Origin of the sequence: Bacillus cereus group sp. MYBK222-1 (assembly GCF_051916425.1) — a bacterium.
GTDB lineage: Bacteria > Bacillota > Bacilli > Bacillales > Bacillaceae_G > Bacillus_A > Bacillus_A paranthracis.
This window is the reverse complement of record NZ_JBQAGP010000001.1, coordinates 1,521,695-1,537,844: the sequence shown is the minus strand read 5'-3', so window position 1 is coordinate 1,537,844 and position 16,150 is coordinate 1,521,695. Positions and strand designations below refer to the sequence as shown.

Sequence of the window (16,150 nt, the reverse complement as noted above, 5' to 3'; positions counted from 1 at the left end):
TTATACTAGCATGCTAGTATGAAAATATTGTTTGAAATGAAGCGGATTATTTTCAATTAAACTTCCAGAAAAATCAACGTCTATAGTATCAACAGGTTACTAAAAAATGAGATGATTTCATTAAAGAGTATTTTAGTGAAAGAAGGATTAAAGAAATGATCCTAGTTTTTTCTAAAAGAGTGATTCCATTAAATCAATTCAGAGCATGTTCTGATTTATCTTTCTTCAGAGCATGCTTTTTGGGCTCGTTTCCATAAGTGTATTAGTACCAATTTAACAACTCATCAGTTACAAGTTACTTTTTGGATACCACATTTTAGAATAACTAACTTATAGAAAAAATTGAATAATTTTCATGTGTAAGGAGATTTTAAGAAGGATATAGAGGGGATATTTTCCTGTTGTTTTCTAGCCAAATGATTACTGACCCAAAAACCATGTGGTGGAAAGGTTTCTAAAGCTTTTCTGTCAAGAAATCACTAACACTAAAGTTCAAGTATAAAAACATAAACCATTCGATAAATGGGGTAGTATGATGAAAAAACTTAGTAGAAATCGTTTGAGAAAAGATATTCAGGAACTTGAGAGTGCAAGTATGCAGATCCAACATGATCAAGAGTGTGAACTCAAGCAGAGTGTATGTGCGAATGAAGAAGTTTTGAGACAAGTTTTTGAGAATTGTTCCGATATTGTATTTCGTCCACTTCTCATAAATAGTCAAACTGAAATTCTTTTTATTTATATAGATGGATTAGTTGACACTAAGATTGTGGAACAAGTTGTTTTCAAACCAATGATGTTTGAAGGTTTGCCTAGTGGAGTAAAGAGTGAGGATTCGGTAGGAGAAATTATACAAAAACAGCTTATTGCGGTTTCTCAAGTAAAGACGATTTCAAAAGTTCATGAGGTTATAGAAGCGATATTGAAAGCGAATATCGTCATTTTAACAGAAGGAGAGAGTCAAGCTCTAGTCGCTGATTTAAAAGGGTTTGAAAAACGAGGTATTGAAGAACCGGCTGCCGAGATTTCTGTTCGTGGCCCTCGGGACGGATTTACCGAAACGTTAAGGGTGAATACGAGCCTAATTCGCCGAAGGATTCGGAGTCAAAGACTAAAAATGGAACCTTATTCGATTGGGGAATTATCACAGACAGATGTGGTAATGGCCTATATTGAGGGCATTGCACCCGATTCGGTTTTGGATGAAGTTCGCCAAAGGGTAAAGCGAATTCAAATTGATGGGGTGTTGGAGTCAGCTTTTATTGAAGAGTTTATCGAGGATCAACCCTTTTCTCCCTTTCCGCAAATTCAAAATACCGAGCGACCAGACGCGGTTTGTGCAAGTTTATTAGAAGGGAAAGTCGCCATTTTAGTCGATAATACACCTTTCGTTTTAATCGTTCCTATGACATTTTGGACGGGTTTGCAAGCAGCGGAGGATTATTATGAGCGCTCCATCTATACGACTTTTGTTCGATGGATACGTTTAATATTAATTAATATTTCATTATTTCTTCCGTCTCTCTATGTTGCTATTACAACTTTTCATCCGAAATTAATTCCGACAAATTTGCTTATTAGTATTGCAGCTGCGCGAGAAGGTATTCCTTTTCCTGCTGTTATAGAAGCACTAATGATGGAATTTTTATTTGAAGGTTTGAGGGAAGCGGGCGTTCGGTTACCAAAACCCGTTGGATCAGCAGTTAGTATTGTGGGGGCACTTGTTATCGGGCAAGCTGCTGTGCAAGCAGGTATTATTTCCGCACCTTTAGTTATTGTTGTGGCGACAACCGGTATTGCGTCATTTGCGTTCCCGCGCTACAACTTAGGAACAGCTTACCGGATGTTACGCTTTCCTATGCTGTTATTGGCAGGAATGCTTGGGCTATACGGTATAGCAATAAGTACCCTTGCGATTTTGATTCATTTAACTAATATTCGTTCTTTTGGTATTCCGTATTTAAGTCCAGTTGCGCCTCAGACTCCGCGTGATTTAAAGGATGTTTTTCTCCGAACGCCTCGTTGGAATATGACACACCGCCCAATAATGGTATCTGGTGAAGAGAAAGTTCGTTTTCCAGATGGACAAAAGCCAGATGAGAAACGGGGAGGGGAAACAGAATGAGTCTGCACAAGGCGCTCTCTATGATACTGGTCGTTTCATTATGCTTCTTGACGGGATGTTGGGATCGTACGGAGCTAAATGATCTGGCAATTGAATTAGGGTGGGGACTTGATCAAGCGAAGAATAATAAGGTTGAAATTAGTGCGCAGTTTATTATCCCATCAAAAATGGGAATGGGACAGAGCGGAAGAAGTAATACAGGAAAATCGGTTTTTATAGAATCAGGAATTGGAAAGGATACACATGAAGCTGTACAAATGATGCAAACAAAAATGTCGAGAGAAATCTTTCGAGGGCACCAGCGTGTAATATTGATTGGAGAAAAAATGGCTAAAAATGGCCTCGCTTCAGTTTTAGATGCATATAGCCGCGATCCTGATATTCGATTACGAGCAGATGCGTTTGTAATAAAGGGGCATACTGCAAAAGAGTTTTTGAAAGCATCCATCCCCTTAGAATCTATCCCGGCACTTGGGGCACTGAAAGAGCATATGCAAATAGAGGCGTTAGGAGATATGTCTTTATTACATTTTCTTATTGCTAGTACGAGTGATGGAATCACTCCGATTTTACCCGTTATTAAACTAAATGTGTCTCATAAAAAAGGAAAAACTGAGGTCAAAGGGTTTCAAATTGTAGGCGGTGCTATATTTAACAACGATTTCAAATTGATAGGGTATTTAAACATGCAGGAATGGTTAACTACTCTTTGGATAGTGAATCGTTTAAGTAAACAGACGGTTACAGCAAGCGCCTCTAAAGGAAATGGTAGTGCAAGTTTATATATGACAAAAATCAATAGAAAAATTATACCTACTATACAAGGGAACACAATTAAGTGTGATATTGTTTTTTCTGGTGAAGGAACAATTCAGGAAAATAATACGAATTTAGATCTTACGCAGCCAAAAAATATCACTCTTTTAGAACATGTATTGGAAAAACAATCTGAAAAGCAAGCTCTCCAAACTATTAAAAAGGTTCAAAAACAATACGGAACCGATATCTTTGGATTTGGGGAAGCCATTCATCGAAAATATCCATCCGAATGGAAAGGGCTAAAAAAGAATTGGAGTAAACAATTTCGAAAAGTGCAAGTTTCTGTTCATACAAAGCTTACTATTCGGCGAGTAGGACTGACTGGACCACCGTTGCAGTTAAAGAAAAATGAAATGAAAAAATAAGGAGGAATATAGAGTGTGAGAAATTCAATGAAAATCTCTGGCAGGCAAATCTTTTGGATGATGTTCACATTTGAAGTGGGACAATCACTCCTTCTAGTTATTCCAGCGACGATTCGCACTGCCAAACAAGATGCGTGGATTTCGATCTTGATTGCAGGGGGGATAGGGGTTGTTCTTACTTTTTTGGCAACTACACTTGGTTCGCTCTATCCGAAACAAACGCTAATTGAATTTAGTCAAACCATTCTTGGTAAATGGCTAGGAAAGCTGCTGCTGATTCCTTACTTCTTTGGATGGTACATGATAATTTGGATAACCGTCCGTGAATTTGGTGAGTTCATTATTATCGCTTTGTTTCATAATACACCTTTGTGGGTTATTGTCTTGACTGCGATGTTATTGCTCATTTTTATTATTTACCAAGGCGGGGTGGAGGGGATTGGACGTTTAAGTGAAATTATAGGGCCAATTGTACTTTTAATGATAACGTTTGTAATCATTTTGAATATTGGCAATATGAATTGGGATTATATGCGGCCTATTTATCATGATTCTGGATGGCTTCCCATACTTAAAGGCTCCTATACTCCTGTAGCTGCATTTTTCGGGGAGGCTGTCATGATGATGATGTTCGTTTTCTTTATGGACAAACCAGAACAAGCGTCATCGCGGGCAATGTGGGGAGTAGGACTGGCCGTTTTCATGGTAACGATCGGAACATTAGCGGTCATTTTAACATTCGGTCCGAATCTATCTTCAAGTTTTTTGTATCCGGTTTACGATTTGAGTCGGTACATATCCGTCATGGAGTTCATTCAAAATGTAGATATTTTGATAGTGATTATTTGGTTTTTTAGTATTTTTGTTAAACTGGCGTTATACATGTTTATCGCTTGTTATGGAACAGCACAAATATTTCATTTAAAGGATTGGCGAAAAGTAGCTTTGGTTCTTGCTCCTATTTCGTTCATCATAGCTGTATCAGTTAAAAATATCCAAACATTTACTCATTATTACTACCTATTTTTTGTGATTCCAGTTGCATTTCCGGTTTACATGTTTGGAATTCCCTTTCTGTTATTGGTGGTTGGGAAAATTCGAAGGAAATATGCATAAACCTAATCTGGTAATGTGTTCGAATGAAGGTATGTATAGCTTTTTGACTAAAATAAAAAGAGAACGAGCCTACTCACCAGCGTAGGCTTTTTTATTTGTATATTACGTTATAATAGATATCTTATTTTCTCCGGAATGTCCTTTTTAGAAATGTATGCAACAGAGTCCTTATAGTAAGAGTAGCTTATTTGGGATAATCAAAAAAACGTATATTGCAATATAAAAACTTAGTTTAATCCTAAAGGATACCCTACAACGATTCCTACAAATTGTTCTCAATAATTGAAAATAAAATCAATCCAGATTATTATATTGTTATTGTAAATTTATTTTATTGAAGGAGGATACATAAATGAAAAACTCAAAAGGCTCTATTGAGTCAGAGATAAGTAAAGCAATTACGCACTGGGAAAAGGACTACCTAGGACGCGGGTCTATATCCGTTAAGACAGATATATTACGAGATATGATTATCGTAAATTTACAAGGTATTTTAACACCGGCTGAGTATACTGTTTGCGAAACGAAAGACGGTATGCTAACGATAAAGAAAAATCGTTCGGAGCTAGTTGAATCTGGAATTGACGATTTGAAAGAGATTATACTAGAATTAACTGGAGAAGAAGTAAAAAGTTTTCATACGGATATAAGTTCTCGTACTGGTGAACGAGTAATGATTTTTAAATTGTTTCATAATCTTGAGGAAAAGTTTTAAAATAAAAAACAACTTAGGGTTAGTGGAAGATACACTAAAAATGCAGTGAGGTAATTAAGAAATCTACAAGTTGTGTACTTTATTTTATCTTATTAACAAGGTAATGATTAGAAAACAAGAAAACTTGAAATTATTTATGTATAATGAATTTTGATTCGCAAAACGGATAAATAAATTGACAAACTGCTTAATATGGTTTATCTTATAATTGTTTTAAAAATTAATAGATGCTTATTTTAACTGTTTGCTATAATTAAGGCTTTAGCATTTTTTTAATATGTAATATTGACTAAATGAAAAAGTTTCTTAATGAAAAGATAGCGCATAACATAAATTGATATATTGATTGCATAATCTAGGAGATCAGAGATATACTGTTATTTTTCATAGGAGTAATACATATATTACTATCCTCTATAAAATGGGAGCTCTTCAAAAAACTTTATTGAAGTTAGTTGAAGGGAAACCGACAATCTCCATAATTCAATGATGATATAAAATCATTGAATTATGGAAGTTGTCGGTTTTTTTTATGGGAAAAACGATGTACGAAAAAGAGTGAATAAAAATTGAAATTAAAAAAACTATCGTAATGAAAAGGAATTTTTATAGGTTATTTTCGTTTGGAAGGGAGTATTTTACATGTTAATTTCGCTAAGTTCATCAACACTGTTAACATTATTTTTTATCGCGCTTAGTGCTTCTTGGCTAAGTGGATTATTGTTTTTACATGCAAGGATGCCTTTACGTTTTGTTCATATCCATATTGGTATCGCTGCTTTGCCTTCATTAGTTTCTTTACTTGCACTTGTTAATCACAATGGAGATAGAGTTGTGGGGCCTTGGCATTTAGATACTTTAGCTTGGTTCATGGCTTTCTTCGTTCTTGCAATTGGTTTAATCATTCAGCGTTTCTCTGTACGTTACTTAATGGGAGATCGCTCCTATCGAAAATACTTTGCACTTTTTACATTTACTACAGGGGTATCTTCAGTTGCATGGTTAAGTGATGATCTTCGCTTCATGATTATGTGTTGGGGAGCAACACTTATAGGATTGGTTTTACTCATCGGGCTAAATAAAGGGTGGAAGGTAGTTAGTGAAGCAACAAAAATCTCAGGCTATTTATTTACAATAAGTTGGATTGCCTTGCTAGCAGCTATCATCTGGCTGTTTCAAATAACTGGACAGTGGCAGTTAACATCAGTTGTAACGAATGAAAATGTAGCTCAATTTGGAACATTGGAGAAAACAGGAATTAACTTATTGATTATAGTAGCTGTGATGATTCCAGCAGCACAATGGCCTTTTCAAAGATGGTTAATTGAATCAGCTGTTGCTCCAACTCCTGTTTCTGCTATTATGCATGCGGGTTTAGTAAATGCTGGCGGTATCATGTTAACTAGATTTTCGCCACTTTTTCATGATGATATTGCACAAATCATTTTACTCATTTTCTCTAGTATTTCTGTCTTAATAGGTACAGGAATTAGTTTAGTCCAAGTTGATTATAAACGTCAGCTAGTAGGTTCAACGATTGCACAAATGGGATTTATGCTGATTCAATGCGCATTAGGGGCCTATTTAGCAGCTGTTATACATTTAATGTTACATGGTTTATTTAAAGCCACACTGTTTTTACAAGCTGGTTCTTCCGTACAACGTTTTGAGGGAGTGAAGCAATCTAATGAAAAGATGTCCAATTTATGGATGATAGTCGGACGTGTTTTCGGATTATTTATAGCAATTGCTTTCTGGTTTATGACTTCTGGAGAGGGGTATCAATTCGTTAGTGCGTTCATCTTAGGTTGGTCATTATACGTTTCATGGAAACAGCTTGTTGTTTTTGGAGAGGGAAGAATGGGAAGAATTGCTGGCTTAATCGTTTTGAGTGGATTTTCTCTCATTTACTTTACCGTTCATAACTCTCTTTATAAATGGTTGCATACTGACATGTATCAAAATGTTCAACCTTCAGCTCCAGCCGTTATTTTTGTTATAAGTCTCTTATTATTTGGTAGTGTTATTAGTACTCTCGTTACTCGTAATCAATCTTCTACAATATTTGCTGTAATGTATCTTTGGTTCGTTCGAGTAGGTGAAGCGAGACAAAAGTCAGTAGAAAGTCATCCAAGCTATCTGAAACATGATGTATCAAAGGGAGGTAATTCGTGATGAGCATACAGTCAATCGTAACGAAAGAAACTTTAAAAAAGAAAGATACAAACATTGAAATACAAGAAAAGAATATGAATGATTTAGTTGAATCTGCTAGCCGAGTGATTGCACCACTTTGGCCTATCTCAACCTTTGCAGCTCATCACCCTTGGATGGGACTTGAAAAACAATCATTTGAACAAGTTGCAGATTGGTTAAAAGAAGCTCGTAATGTAGATATATATCCTAGTGCCTCCATGATTCATTCGGCAAAGATGAAAGGGGAGATTGAGGAATCATTTTTACAAATAGGCTTGTCTCGTTGGCTTGATTCACAATCTTTTCATATTCCTCGAGAGACAGCAGAGCGTTTTTGCCAAGCAGCTTTAAAGTTAGAGAGATTACCTTCTAGTTTATTATCATCGCCAGAATTAAATAAATTAGCAGAAGAAATAAGTTATATAAATACAGGGAGTATGGAAGACTCTTCTATGCAACCAATCAGTTCACTTATAGAGAATCAAAAGGGTGACAACCTATCAGATGTTCTTAATTACCATATTATTAAATGGTGTAAATTATATCTTGATGACTCCGGATCAAGTTGGACGATGCCAAACCGAGAGAAAGGTTTGTATCGTGCGTGGCAACACCTTATTACATTTGATCCAGCGCTCAGTAAAACTGAACGTAAAGTTTTAAAAGATTGGCCACAGGATGCCCAGGGAGCTTTAACAAAAGCATTATCTGAATTAGGAATTTCTGAATCTAATAGGCAAGCTTACCTTGAAGGGCACTTACTTTCTTTGCCTGGATGGGCAGGAATGATACGATGGCGCTCGCAACAATCAATTAAGGAACAGGCACTTGTTATAGAATATTTAGCAGTTCGAATTTCTATGGAGCTAGCCATTGTAAAACCGTATTTACCTTTGAAAAATCAAAAGGTTGAGAAAAAAGTTTCGATCGTCCCACTGATAGCTTCTTGGATCTATTGGGGGGATATTTCAACCCGGGAATGGTCACAAATGTCTGCAACTGAACAAAGTGAATTATTAGCATTCGCTTATCGCTTTGATGAAAATACTCGCAAGAAACTTTGGCTGGAAGCTTGGGAACAGACGCATGCAGAGCAATTAAGGGAGAAGATCGCTTCTAAACAACGTGCAACGAATGATAAAAAGCGTGTATTAGCTCAATTAGCATTTTGTATTGATGTACGTTCAGAACCGTTTCGTCGCCACCTTGAAAAATTAGGTCCGTTTGAAACGTTTGGAATAGCTGGTTTCTTTGGGTTACCAATTGCGACTACTGAACTAGGCAGTAATAACAGCCATCCTTCTTTGCCAGTTATATTAAAACCGAAACATCAAATAAAAGAACTCGCGGATGAAAATGAATATAAATCTTATGAGCAACGTAAGAAGATAGACAGCTCAGTAAGTTATACGTTTAAGACGATGAAAAAAAATGTACTGACAAGTATGCTATTACCTGAGGTAAGTGGCCCTTTACTTGGTTTACAAATGATAACAAGGAGTTTTGTGCCAAGAAGAGTAGGTGGCTTCATTCGTAACCTTCGTAAAAATATGTTACAAAAACCTAATACAACATTCTCACTTAATCATGTCCATGATACAAAATGTGAGATACCTATCGGTTTTACGAAAGAAGAAAAAGTGAACTATGTGCGTCAAGCTTTAAAAATGGTGGGACTGACAGAAAAATTTGCTCCTTTAGTTGTAATGTGTGGACACAGTAGTCAAAGTACGAACAATCCTTATGCCGCAGCGCTTGAGTGTGGTGCTTGTGGCGGAGCAGCGGGAGGGTTTAATGCAAAAGTTTTCGCTACTTTATGTAACCTTCCAGAAGTAAGAGAGGCGTTGTCTGCTGAAGGCATTAAAATTCCTGAGGACACCATTTTTGCAGCAGCTGAACATAAAACAACCGTGGATGAATTGGAATGGATTTACGTCCCAAAACTTTCGGAAGCTGCGCAAGAAGCATTTGATTGTATTGAGTTGATTATGCCAAATGTGAGCCAAGAGGCAAATAGAGAGCGTTTAACGCAATTACCTAATTTTAAAACGAAAATAAAAAATCCGAGTAAAGAGGCACATCGATTTGCAGAAGATTGGAGTGAAATACGTCCGGAATGGGGATTAGCTCGTAATGCATCTTTTATTATCGGGCAGCGTGAATTGACTCAGGATTGTGACTTAGAAGGTAGGGCTTTCCTTCATAATTATGATTGGAAACAGGATGAAAATGGCGATATATTAGCTAGCATCATAGCGGGACCAGGAACAGTAGCGCAGTGGATAAATCTACAATATTACGCTTCAACTGTAGCTCCTCATTATTATGGTAGTGGAAACAAAACAACACAAACCGTTACGGCAGGTCTCGGTGTTATGCAAGGAAATGCAAGTGATTTGTTATCAGGCTTACCTTGGCAATCCGTTATGCAGTCAGATAGTGAAACGTATCACTCACCACTTCGTTTACTCATTGTAATTCAAGCGCCTACTAAATATATAGAACGTTTGCTAAATAATGATTTCACATTTCGAGAAAAAGTTCAAAATGGATGGGTCAGACTTGCAAGTGTTGATTCAGAGGGGCGCTGGAAAAACTGGTAGCAATCATGTAATGCATATCAACTATTGTTACTAGCTTAAAAGTTTCATAAATACAATCATGAAGAAGGAGTGCTATATATGAGTTCAAAGCATAAAAAGGTTTTATTGTTAACAGAGATGGAACAAGGAATAGAGCCTATTATCCAACAAGTAACTAACATTCAACGAGAAAATATGTTGACTATACACAGCTGTGATTCTGTAATTGTACATCCTTTTGGAGATATAATGAGGTCTATTATTATTGCTATTTATGAAGAAAATGTGGAAGAAATTTTTGTTGTCGGAATAGAGGATAAAAAAACAGATGTAGTTAATTTACAAATTCAACGTGATTCCATAAAAAATAACAAGGAACTAGATTATCTCTTTGAAAATTGCATGCCTGAATTTTCAAGTGGTAGCCTTGAGGAATGGCTAAGTGGAAAAGAAAATGTTAGTGAAAATATTGAGAAGAGTATAGATATGATTCGTCATCATCCGTTAGTGCCTTCTAATGTTAAAGTTCATGGCTTCATGATTGATAAAACAGGTGAAAAAGAAACGGTTGTTAAAGTTTCAGCTAATAAAGTAGTTGAACAAGTTAACTAATTTATGAAAGACAAATTAATTCTTATGTATAAATCGCTGTTGTATAATAAATTTTATTATGTTTTAAGAATCAGAAGAGGTAGCCATGCAAAATAAAATCATCGTTATGTTTCAAAAAGATTTTCGTTTATATGATAACCCAGCTCTATTTGAAGCTGCTCAGTCTGGTGAGGTTCTTCCGCTATATGTATATGATGAAACTTTTTCAATAGGAAGTGCGTCAAAGTGGTGGCTACACCATACTATAATAGATGTAAAGAGGCAACTTGAGGCATTGGGATCTACTTTAATAATCCGCAAAGGAAATATACTGGAAGAAATACTTTCTCTCATAAAACAGTTAGGTATAACGGCTGTATATTGGAATATTTGTTATGATCCGGAAAGATTACAATTTAATCAAAAAGTGAAAATGATGTTAGAAGATAAAGGTATTACCTGTAAGGAATTTAATTCGCATTTATTATTAGAACCGTGGATTATTAAAAAGAAAGATAACACTGAATATAAGGTTTTTACGCCTTTTTATAATGCATTTCAAAAGCAGGTAATATCTAAACCTATTAGTAAAGTGCAGAGTATAAAATGGGGAAGTTCTTTACCAGCAAGTTTATCTGTTTCAGAATTACACTTGTTGCCGACTATACCGTGGACATCTCATATGGAATCAATATGGGAGCCTACAGAAGAAGGGGCATACAAAACATTCAAGAAATTTTTCTCTAGCAAATTAGTCTCTTATAGTGAAGGAAGGGATTTTCCAAATCAAAATGCTCATTCGATGTTGGCACCGTATCTTTCATTTGGTCAAATATCAGTAAAGGTAATGTATCATTACTTAATAAATAAAAGTAACGAAAAACAATGTAGTCTTTTTGAACAACAAGTGAATAGCTTTATACGTCAATTCATTTGGCGAGAGTTTTCTTATTATTTGCTATATCATTATCCATTTACAGTATATAAACCTCTTAATAAGAACTTTGAACATTTTCCGTGGAATAATGAAGAGGAGTTATTAAGAGTATGGCAGAAGGGCGAAACTGGTTATCCGTTTATTGATGCAGGAATGCGGGAACTATGGCAAACAGGTTTTATGCATAACCGAGCGAGAATGGCTGTGGCTTCTTTTCTTGTAAAGCATTTGTTAATTCCGTGGCAAGAAGGGGCCAAATGGTTTATGGATACACTATTAGATGCTGATATTGCAAATAATACAATGGGGTGGCAATGGGTTGCTGGAAGTGGGGCAGATGCATCACCGTACTTTCGTATTTTTAACCCGATCACACAAGGTGAAAAGTTTGATAAAGATGGGGAGTATATAAGAAAATGGGTACCAGAATTAAGAGATATGCCTAATAAATATATACATAAACCGTGGGAAGCACCTGAGCATATTTTACAAAAAGCCAATATAAAGCTAGGAGATACATACCCTTTGCCAGTTGTTGATCATAAGGCAGCACGAGAGAGAGCCCTTTGTGCATATAAAAGTATGAAAGAATTTATATAAAATACACGAGTCAATATGAATTTGATATGTACAGGTTATAATGTCTATTTACGTATTAAAGTTGTATTCATTGAAAGAGCATACGAATCATATAGAGTTTCTAAAACCTTCTATTAAAAAGGAGAATGTTTATGAAAAAATCTAGTATTATAGTATTTTTACTAACATATGGTTTGTTTTATGTTTCTAGTGTTTTATTTCCTATTGATCGTACTTGGTATGATGCGTTAGAAAAGCCGTCTTGGACACCTCCTGGTATGACAATCGGAATGATATGGGCTGTATTATTTGGACTTATTGCATTATCAGTTACAATTATTTACAACAACTATGGATTCAAGCCAAAAACATTTTGGTTTTTATTCCTTTTAAATTATATATTCAATCAAGCGTTCAGCTATTTTCAATTTAGCCAAAAGAATTTGTTTTTAGCAACAGTAGATTGTTTACTAGTCGCTATTACTACGTTACTTCTCATTATGTTTTCTTCCAATTTATCTAAAGTATCGGCATGGTTGCTAATCCCGTATTTTTTATGGACTACATTTGCTACATATTTATCTTGGACCATTTATAGTATGAATTAAAGACGTAAATAAAAACTTGAGCATAATAAAAATGCTCGAGTTTTTATGTGTATGAATGGTAATCTGAAATATAGAATATATACATCTTAGGGAGGTCATCTTTGTGAAGAAATGGATAAAAATTATTCTGTACTCTTTACTAGGTATTTTACTTATAGGAAGTATTAGTTTTTTTGTTTGGTCTCAGTTTAGTTACAAACCGACGAAAGAGGCTTTGTCGTTAGTAGATGATAAAAAAGATGAAGATTATATAGCTTTTGGAGAGAAAGATGCGAAAATAGGTGTTATTTTTTATCAAGGAGCGAAAGTAGAAGCCGAGGCTTATAGTTATTTAGGAGAAGCTCTTGCGAAAGATGGACATTTTGTAGTAATGCCTAAATTACCATTAAACTTAGCGATACTTGGAATCAATGAGGTAGATAGTGTAATTGAAAAGTATCCGGAAGTTCAAAAATGGTATGTTGCGGGGCATTCAATGGGCGGAGCTATGATTTCTAAGTATGCCTTTCAGCATGAAGAAAAGGTAGACGGAATCATTTTCTTAGGTTCTTATCCTGCAGATGATTTTTCTACGAAATCGATTCCGATGTTATCAATTTATGGGGAAGTAGATGCGTTAGCAACTGTAGAAAAAATAGAGAACAATAAAAAGTTCATGTCAAAAAATACAACTATGCACATGATAAAAGGGGGCAATCATGCTCATTTTGGCATGTATGGCGAGCAAAAAGGTGATAATGCGAGTTTAATTACGCCAAAAGCACAACGAGATGAAACAGTGAAAGTAATGGAAGAATGGCTATTGAAACAATGATAACGAATTTAATAAATCTACCGAAAGAATTCTCTAAACGATAGGTGGGAGAGATAATAAAGAGCCAACTCGTACGAATTGGCTCTTTTATTTATTTGCCATCTCCAATTGTCCCCTTATTTTCTCCGGAATATCCTTTTCAGCGATAAGATCATAAGAATACACATACTTTCCTTTTACATGAATTTTCAAGTAAGTTTTTCTTATAAAATCATTAGGGGTGTTCGTTCCCACTTTATATTCTTTCTCATTGCTTAATTCATCGACACCTTTTAGTGAGTAAATAGCCCGGCCTTTATAATGATAATCTGGAATGCCATACCCCTGCGCAACCGCATATACATTTTTTTCTTCAGCAATCGGATTAAATCTGTCTAAATCCCCGCGTAATATGAAAGGTAGTAAGTATATAGGAAGACCTATTCCTATTATGCAAATTACAAATTTCTTCATGATCGTTTCTCCTCTTGTTAAATTACTTATTTTAAGTATAGGAAAAAATTCTTATGAATTTAGAAGTGAATTTCTTAAGTTTTTCTTAAATAGGTGTTTAAAGGAGGGATAACAGTGTATGGTTATTCTTTCATGCAAATCGTATTATTTTTTATCCCGCGAAAATGTTTTTTTCATTAGATAATTACTTTACCAAGAATCGGGATGTTTGCGGATACATTTATTTTTGGGATACATAATTATATTTAGAGAATACCCAGTTACAGTATTTGAACTTTTAATAAGAAGGGATGCGAAGGAATGAACTCACAGAGACAAGGCTATGCAGGCTGGTGGCAAGGCGGACACGGTGGTTGGCCGGGTGGACACGGTGGTTGGCAAGGTGGACACGGTGGTTGGCAAGGCGGGCATGGTGGTTGGCAAGGCGGGCACGGTGGTTGGCAAGGTGGACACGGTGGTTGGCAAGGTGGACACGGTGGTTGGCCGGGCGGACACGGTGGTTGGCAAGGCGGACACGGTGGTTGGCAAGGTGGACATGGTGGTTGGCAAGGCGGACATGGTGGTTGGCCGGGCGGACACGGTGGTTGGCAAGGCGGACATGGTGGCTGGCAAGGTGGACATGGATATTAAAAAGATACTATAAAATCATTTTTTTATGCAAAGTTTGTATATTTAGTATGATTGTATATTTTCATTTGTATAGTAAGGATGTAATGAAAACAGCAAAAAAATCCTGTGAAGTAAGGATTCTATACGTAAAATGAAAGCAGTGGAAATGTGAAAAGAACAAAAGACACCGCTTTTTATTATTCAAGGAGAACGAGACTATCAAGTTCAATCGAAAATCGAAATCCCTCTTTGGAAAGAACAACTAAAAGAACGAGGTAACGTTGATTATCGACTATATCCAAAGTTAAATCATTTCTTTACAGAGGATGATGGGGAAATAAGTAAACCAGATGAATATTATGTCATGCTAATATCCCCGAGTATGTTATAAATGATATTGCTGCTTGGGTGCAAGGAAGATTGCAATTAAATTAGCAACCATATGTTTTAATAAAGACTTTCTTTCTGCGATTAAAATAGAAACATTACTATTAGGTTATATTTTTTAAAAACACTCTTTGAAAAGGAGTGTTTTTTATTTTTCTAAATAGAATTTTTCTATAAAATAAGGGGCTTGCCTTCCAAACAAATCGTTATTTGTAACACTGCTATCAAAGGAAAGTGCTCGTGACATCTCGTTAATATTGAAAAACATTAATAACCTATTGTGTGAAGTTTTTTGAAAATTTAGGTTTAACATCTTTAAAATAGGTGTATTACATATTACATAACAACTAAATAAGAAAATAAAAAATCTAAAGGAGGAAAAATACGATGCATAAGAATGAAAGAAAACCGGTGGTTCATGAATATGATAATGAACAGGAAGTAGTTATGAAAGTAAAAGAGCTAGAATTGCAAGGGATTCACCAAGATGACATTTACGTCTTAACACATGAAAAACATCTAACAAAAAAGATTGCGGATGATACAAATATAAATACGATTGGAGTAAAAGAACAAGGATTGGGCACAAGTATTATCAACTTTTTCTCCAAAAAAGGGGACGAACTCCGGAATCAAATGGAGGAAATGGGGTTGTCGAAGGAGGAAGCTAACTTATATGAAGAAAAACTAGATCAAGGGAGAATTTTACTCCTAGTAACAGATGAAACACTAACGGCGAGTGATAGGCAACCGCAAAACTATCATTCTCTCTAATAGATTGCAATAGGTAAGGTAATTATTTTAGCTTGTAGCATGGAAGAAAATAAAAGTGGAGAAGGGTGAGAAAAAATGAAACATACAATATTTAAATACGCTATGATTGGGATTACGACTGGAGTTATAGTCTCCTTATTAAAAAAGGAAAATCGGAAAGCGATACAAACAAAAGGAAAAAGCGTAAAAGAAAAATTGCAAGAAGGAAACATAAAGGAAACATTGGAGAAGGTAACCGAAACAAGTAAACAATTCTCTGTAACTGCAGCTAATGTTGCAAAACAAACATTACCACAACTGCTTACAGCCACACCAGTTGTCATTTCTACCATTAAAGACTTAACAGAAAACGAAACGAACAAAAAGAAAACAGATGAAAAGGATAACGAAATAAATCAAAACAGTAAGGACATAGACGGAGAAAAAACGAAAAATGAAAAGAAATATATGAAAGAAGAGAGTGCTTAGATTTAATTCTAA

Annotated in this window: 15 protein-coding genes and 1 pseudogene; 14 read left to right on the top strand and 2 right to left on the bottom strand. The window is 35.5% G+C overall.

Annotated elements, in window-relative coordinates:
• The first annotated feature begins 532 nt into the window (after positions 1 to 532).
• From ACTFR9_RS07960 to ACTFR9_RS07915, 10 genes are all read left to right on the top strand, one after another.
• Positions 533 to 2,125, top strand: coding sequence for a spore germination protein (locus ACTFR9_RS07960; protein ID WP_001997781.1), 1,593 nt, complete (start codon positions 533 to 535; stop codon positions 2,123 to 2,125).
• Complete coding sequence (locus ACTFR9_RS07955; protein ID WP_000052124.1) at positions 2,122 to 3,309, top strand: Ger(x)C family spore germination protein; 1,188 nt, start codon at positions 2,122 to 2,124, stop codon at positions 3,307 to 3,309. Before ACTFR9_RS07960 ends, ACTFR9_RS07955 begins: the two co-directional genes overlap by 4 nt.
• A 27-nt stretch (positions 3,310 to 3,336) precedes the next feature.
• Positions 3,337 to 4,425: a GerAB/ArcD/ProY family transporter gene (locus ACTFR9_RS07950; protein WP_001997784.1), complete on the top strand. Its 1,089-nt coding sequence runs from the start codon at positions 3,337 to 3,339 to the stop codon at positions 4,423 to 4,425.
• Between the two features lie 352 nt (positions 4,426 to 4,777).
• On the top strand, positions 4,778 to 5,140 hold the full coding sequence (locus ACTFR9_RS07945) for a DUF2294 domain-containing protein (protein WP_000798157.1): 363 nt from the start codon (positions 4,778 to 4,780) through the stop codon (positions 5,138 to 5,140).
• A 642-nt stretch (positions 5,141 to 5,782) separates the two neighbouring features.
• The gene (locus ACTFR9_RS07940) at positions 5,783 to 7,315 is read left to right on the top strand and encodes an NADH dehydrogenase subunit 5 (protein WP_000908895.1); all 1,533 of its coding nucleotides are present in this window, start codon (positions 5,783 to 5,785) and stop codon (positions 7,313 to 7,315) included.
• Positions 7,315 to 9,939 (top strand): DUF2309 domain-containing protein, encoded by a 2,625-nt coding sequence (locus ACTFR9_RS07935; protein ID WP_000027418.1) that lies wholly within the window; start codon positions 7,315 to 7,317, stop codon positions 9,937 to 9,939. The genes ACTFR9_RS07940 and ACTFR9_RS07935 overlap by 1 nt, the downstream gene beginning before the upstream one ends.
• A gap of 78 nt (positions 9,940 to 10,017) precedes the next feature.
• Complete coding sequence (locus ACTFR9_RS07930; RefSeq protein WP_000095514.1) at positions 10,018 to 10,530, top strand: hypothetical protein; 513 nt, start codon at positions 10,018 to 10,020, stop codon at positions 10,528 to 10,530.
• 85 nt (positions 10,531 to 10,615) lie between these two features.
• On the top strand, positions 10,616 to 12,046 hold the full coding sequence (locus ACTFR9_RS07925; RefSeq protein WP_001179942.1) for a cryptochrome/photolyase family protein: 1,431 nt from the start codon (positions 10,616 to 10,618) through the stop codon (positions 12,044 to 12,046).
• A 131-nt stretch (positions 12,047 to 12,177) separates the two neighbouring features.
• Positions 12,178 to 12,633 carry a TspO/MBR family protein gene (locus tag ACTFR9_RS07920; protein WP_000749750.1) on the top strand — a complete coding sequence of 152 codons (456 nt, stop codon included), beginning with the start codon at positions 12,178 to 12,180 and terminating at the stop codon, positions 12,631 to 12,633.
• Between the two features lie 103 nt (positions 12,634 to 12,736).
• The gene (locus ACTFR9_RS07915; protein WP_000758802.1) at positions 12,737 to 13,447 is read left to right on the top strand and encodes an alpha/beta hydrolase; all 711 of its coding nucleotides are present in this window, start codon (positions 12,737 to 12,739) and stop codon (positions 13,445 to 13,447) included.
• 87 nt (positions 13,448 to 13,534) lie between these two features.
• On the opposite strand, the gene ACTFR9_RS07910 is transcribed toward ACTFR9_RS07915, so the two are convergent.
• A complete protein-coding gene (locus ACTFR9_RS07910) occupies positions 13,535 to 13,900 on the bottom strand; it encodes a YxeA family protein (protein WP_000714884.1) in 366 nt (121 codons plus the stop codon).
• Positions 13,901 to 14,200: 300 nt separating this feature from the next.
• On the opposite strand from ACTFR9_RS07910, the gene ACTFR9_RS07905 reads away from it, so the two are divergent.
• Together ACTFR9_RS07905 and ACTFR9_RS07900 are read left to right on the top strand one after the other, a co-directional pair.
• Positions 14,201 to 14,530, top strand: a complete 330-nt coding sequence (locus tag ACTFR9_RS07905) for a hypothetical protein (RefSeq protein WP_001088220.1) — start codon at positions 14,201 to 14,203, stop codon at positions 14,528 to 14,530.
• A gap of 115 nt (positions 14,531 to 14,645) precedes the next feature.
• A pseudogene (locus ACTFR9_RS07900) lies at positions 14,646 to 14,944 on the top strand (alpha/beta hydrolase); the annotation flags it as partial.
• A gap of 100 nt (positions 14,945 to 15,044) precedes the next feature.
• Here ACTFR9_RS07900 and ACTFR9_RS07895 read toward each other — a convergent pair.
• Positions 15,045 to 15,164 carry an acyl dehydratase gene (locus ACTFR9_RS07895; RefSeq protein WP_073535848.1) on the bottom strand — a complete coding sequence of 40 codons (120 nt, stop codon included), beginning with the start codon at positions 15,162 to 15,164 and terminating at the stop codon, positions 15,045 to 15,047.
• 119 nt (positions 15,165 to 15,283) lie between these two features.
• On the opposite strand from ACTFR9_RS07895, the gene ACTFR9_RS07890 reads away from it, so the two are divergent.
• Positions 15,284 to 15,670: a general stress protein gene (locus ACTFR9_RS07890; protein WP_000549423.1), complete on the top strand. Its 387-nt coding sequence runs from the start codon at positions 15,284 to 15,286 to the stop codon at positions 15,668 to 15,670.
• 75 nt (positions 15,671 to 15,745) lie between these two features.
• Positions 15,746 to 16,138, top strand: coding sequence for a hypothetical protein (locus tag ACTFR9_RS07885; RefSeq protein WP_000683204.1), 393 nt, complete (start codon positions 15,746 to 15,748; stop codon positions 16,136 to 16,138).
• Positions 16,139 to 16,150 lie beyond the last annotated feature (12 nt).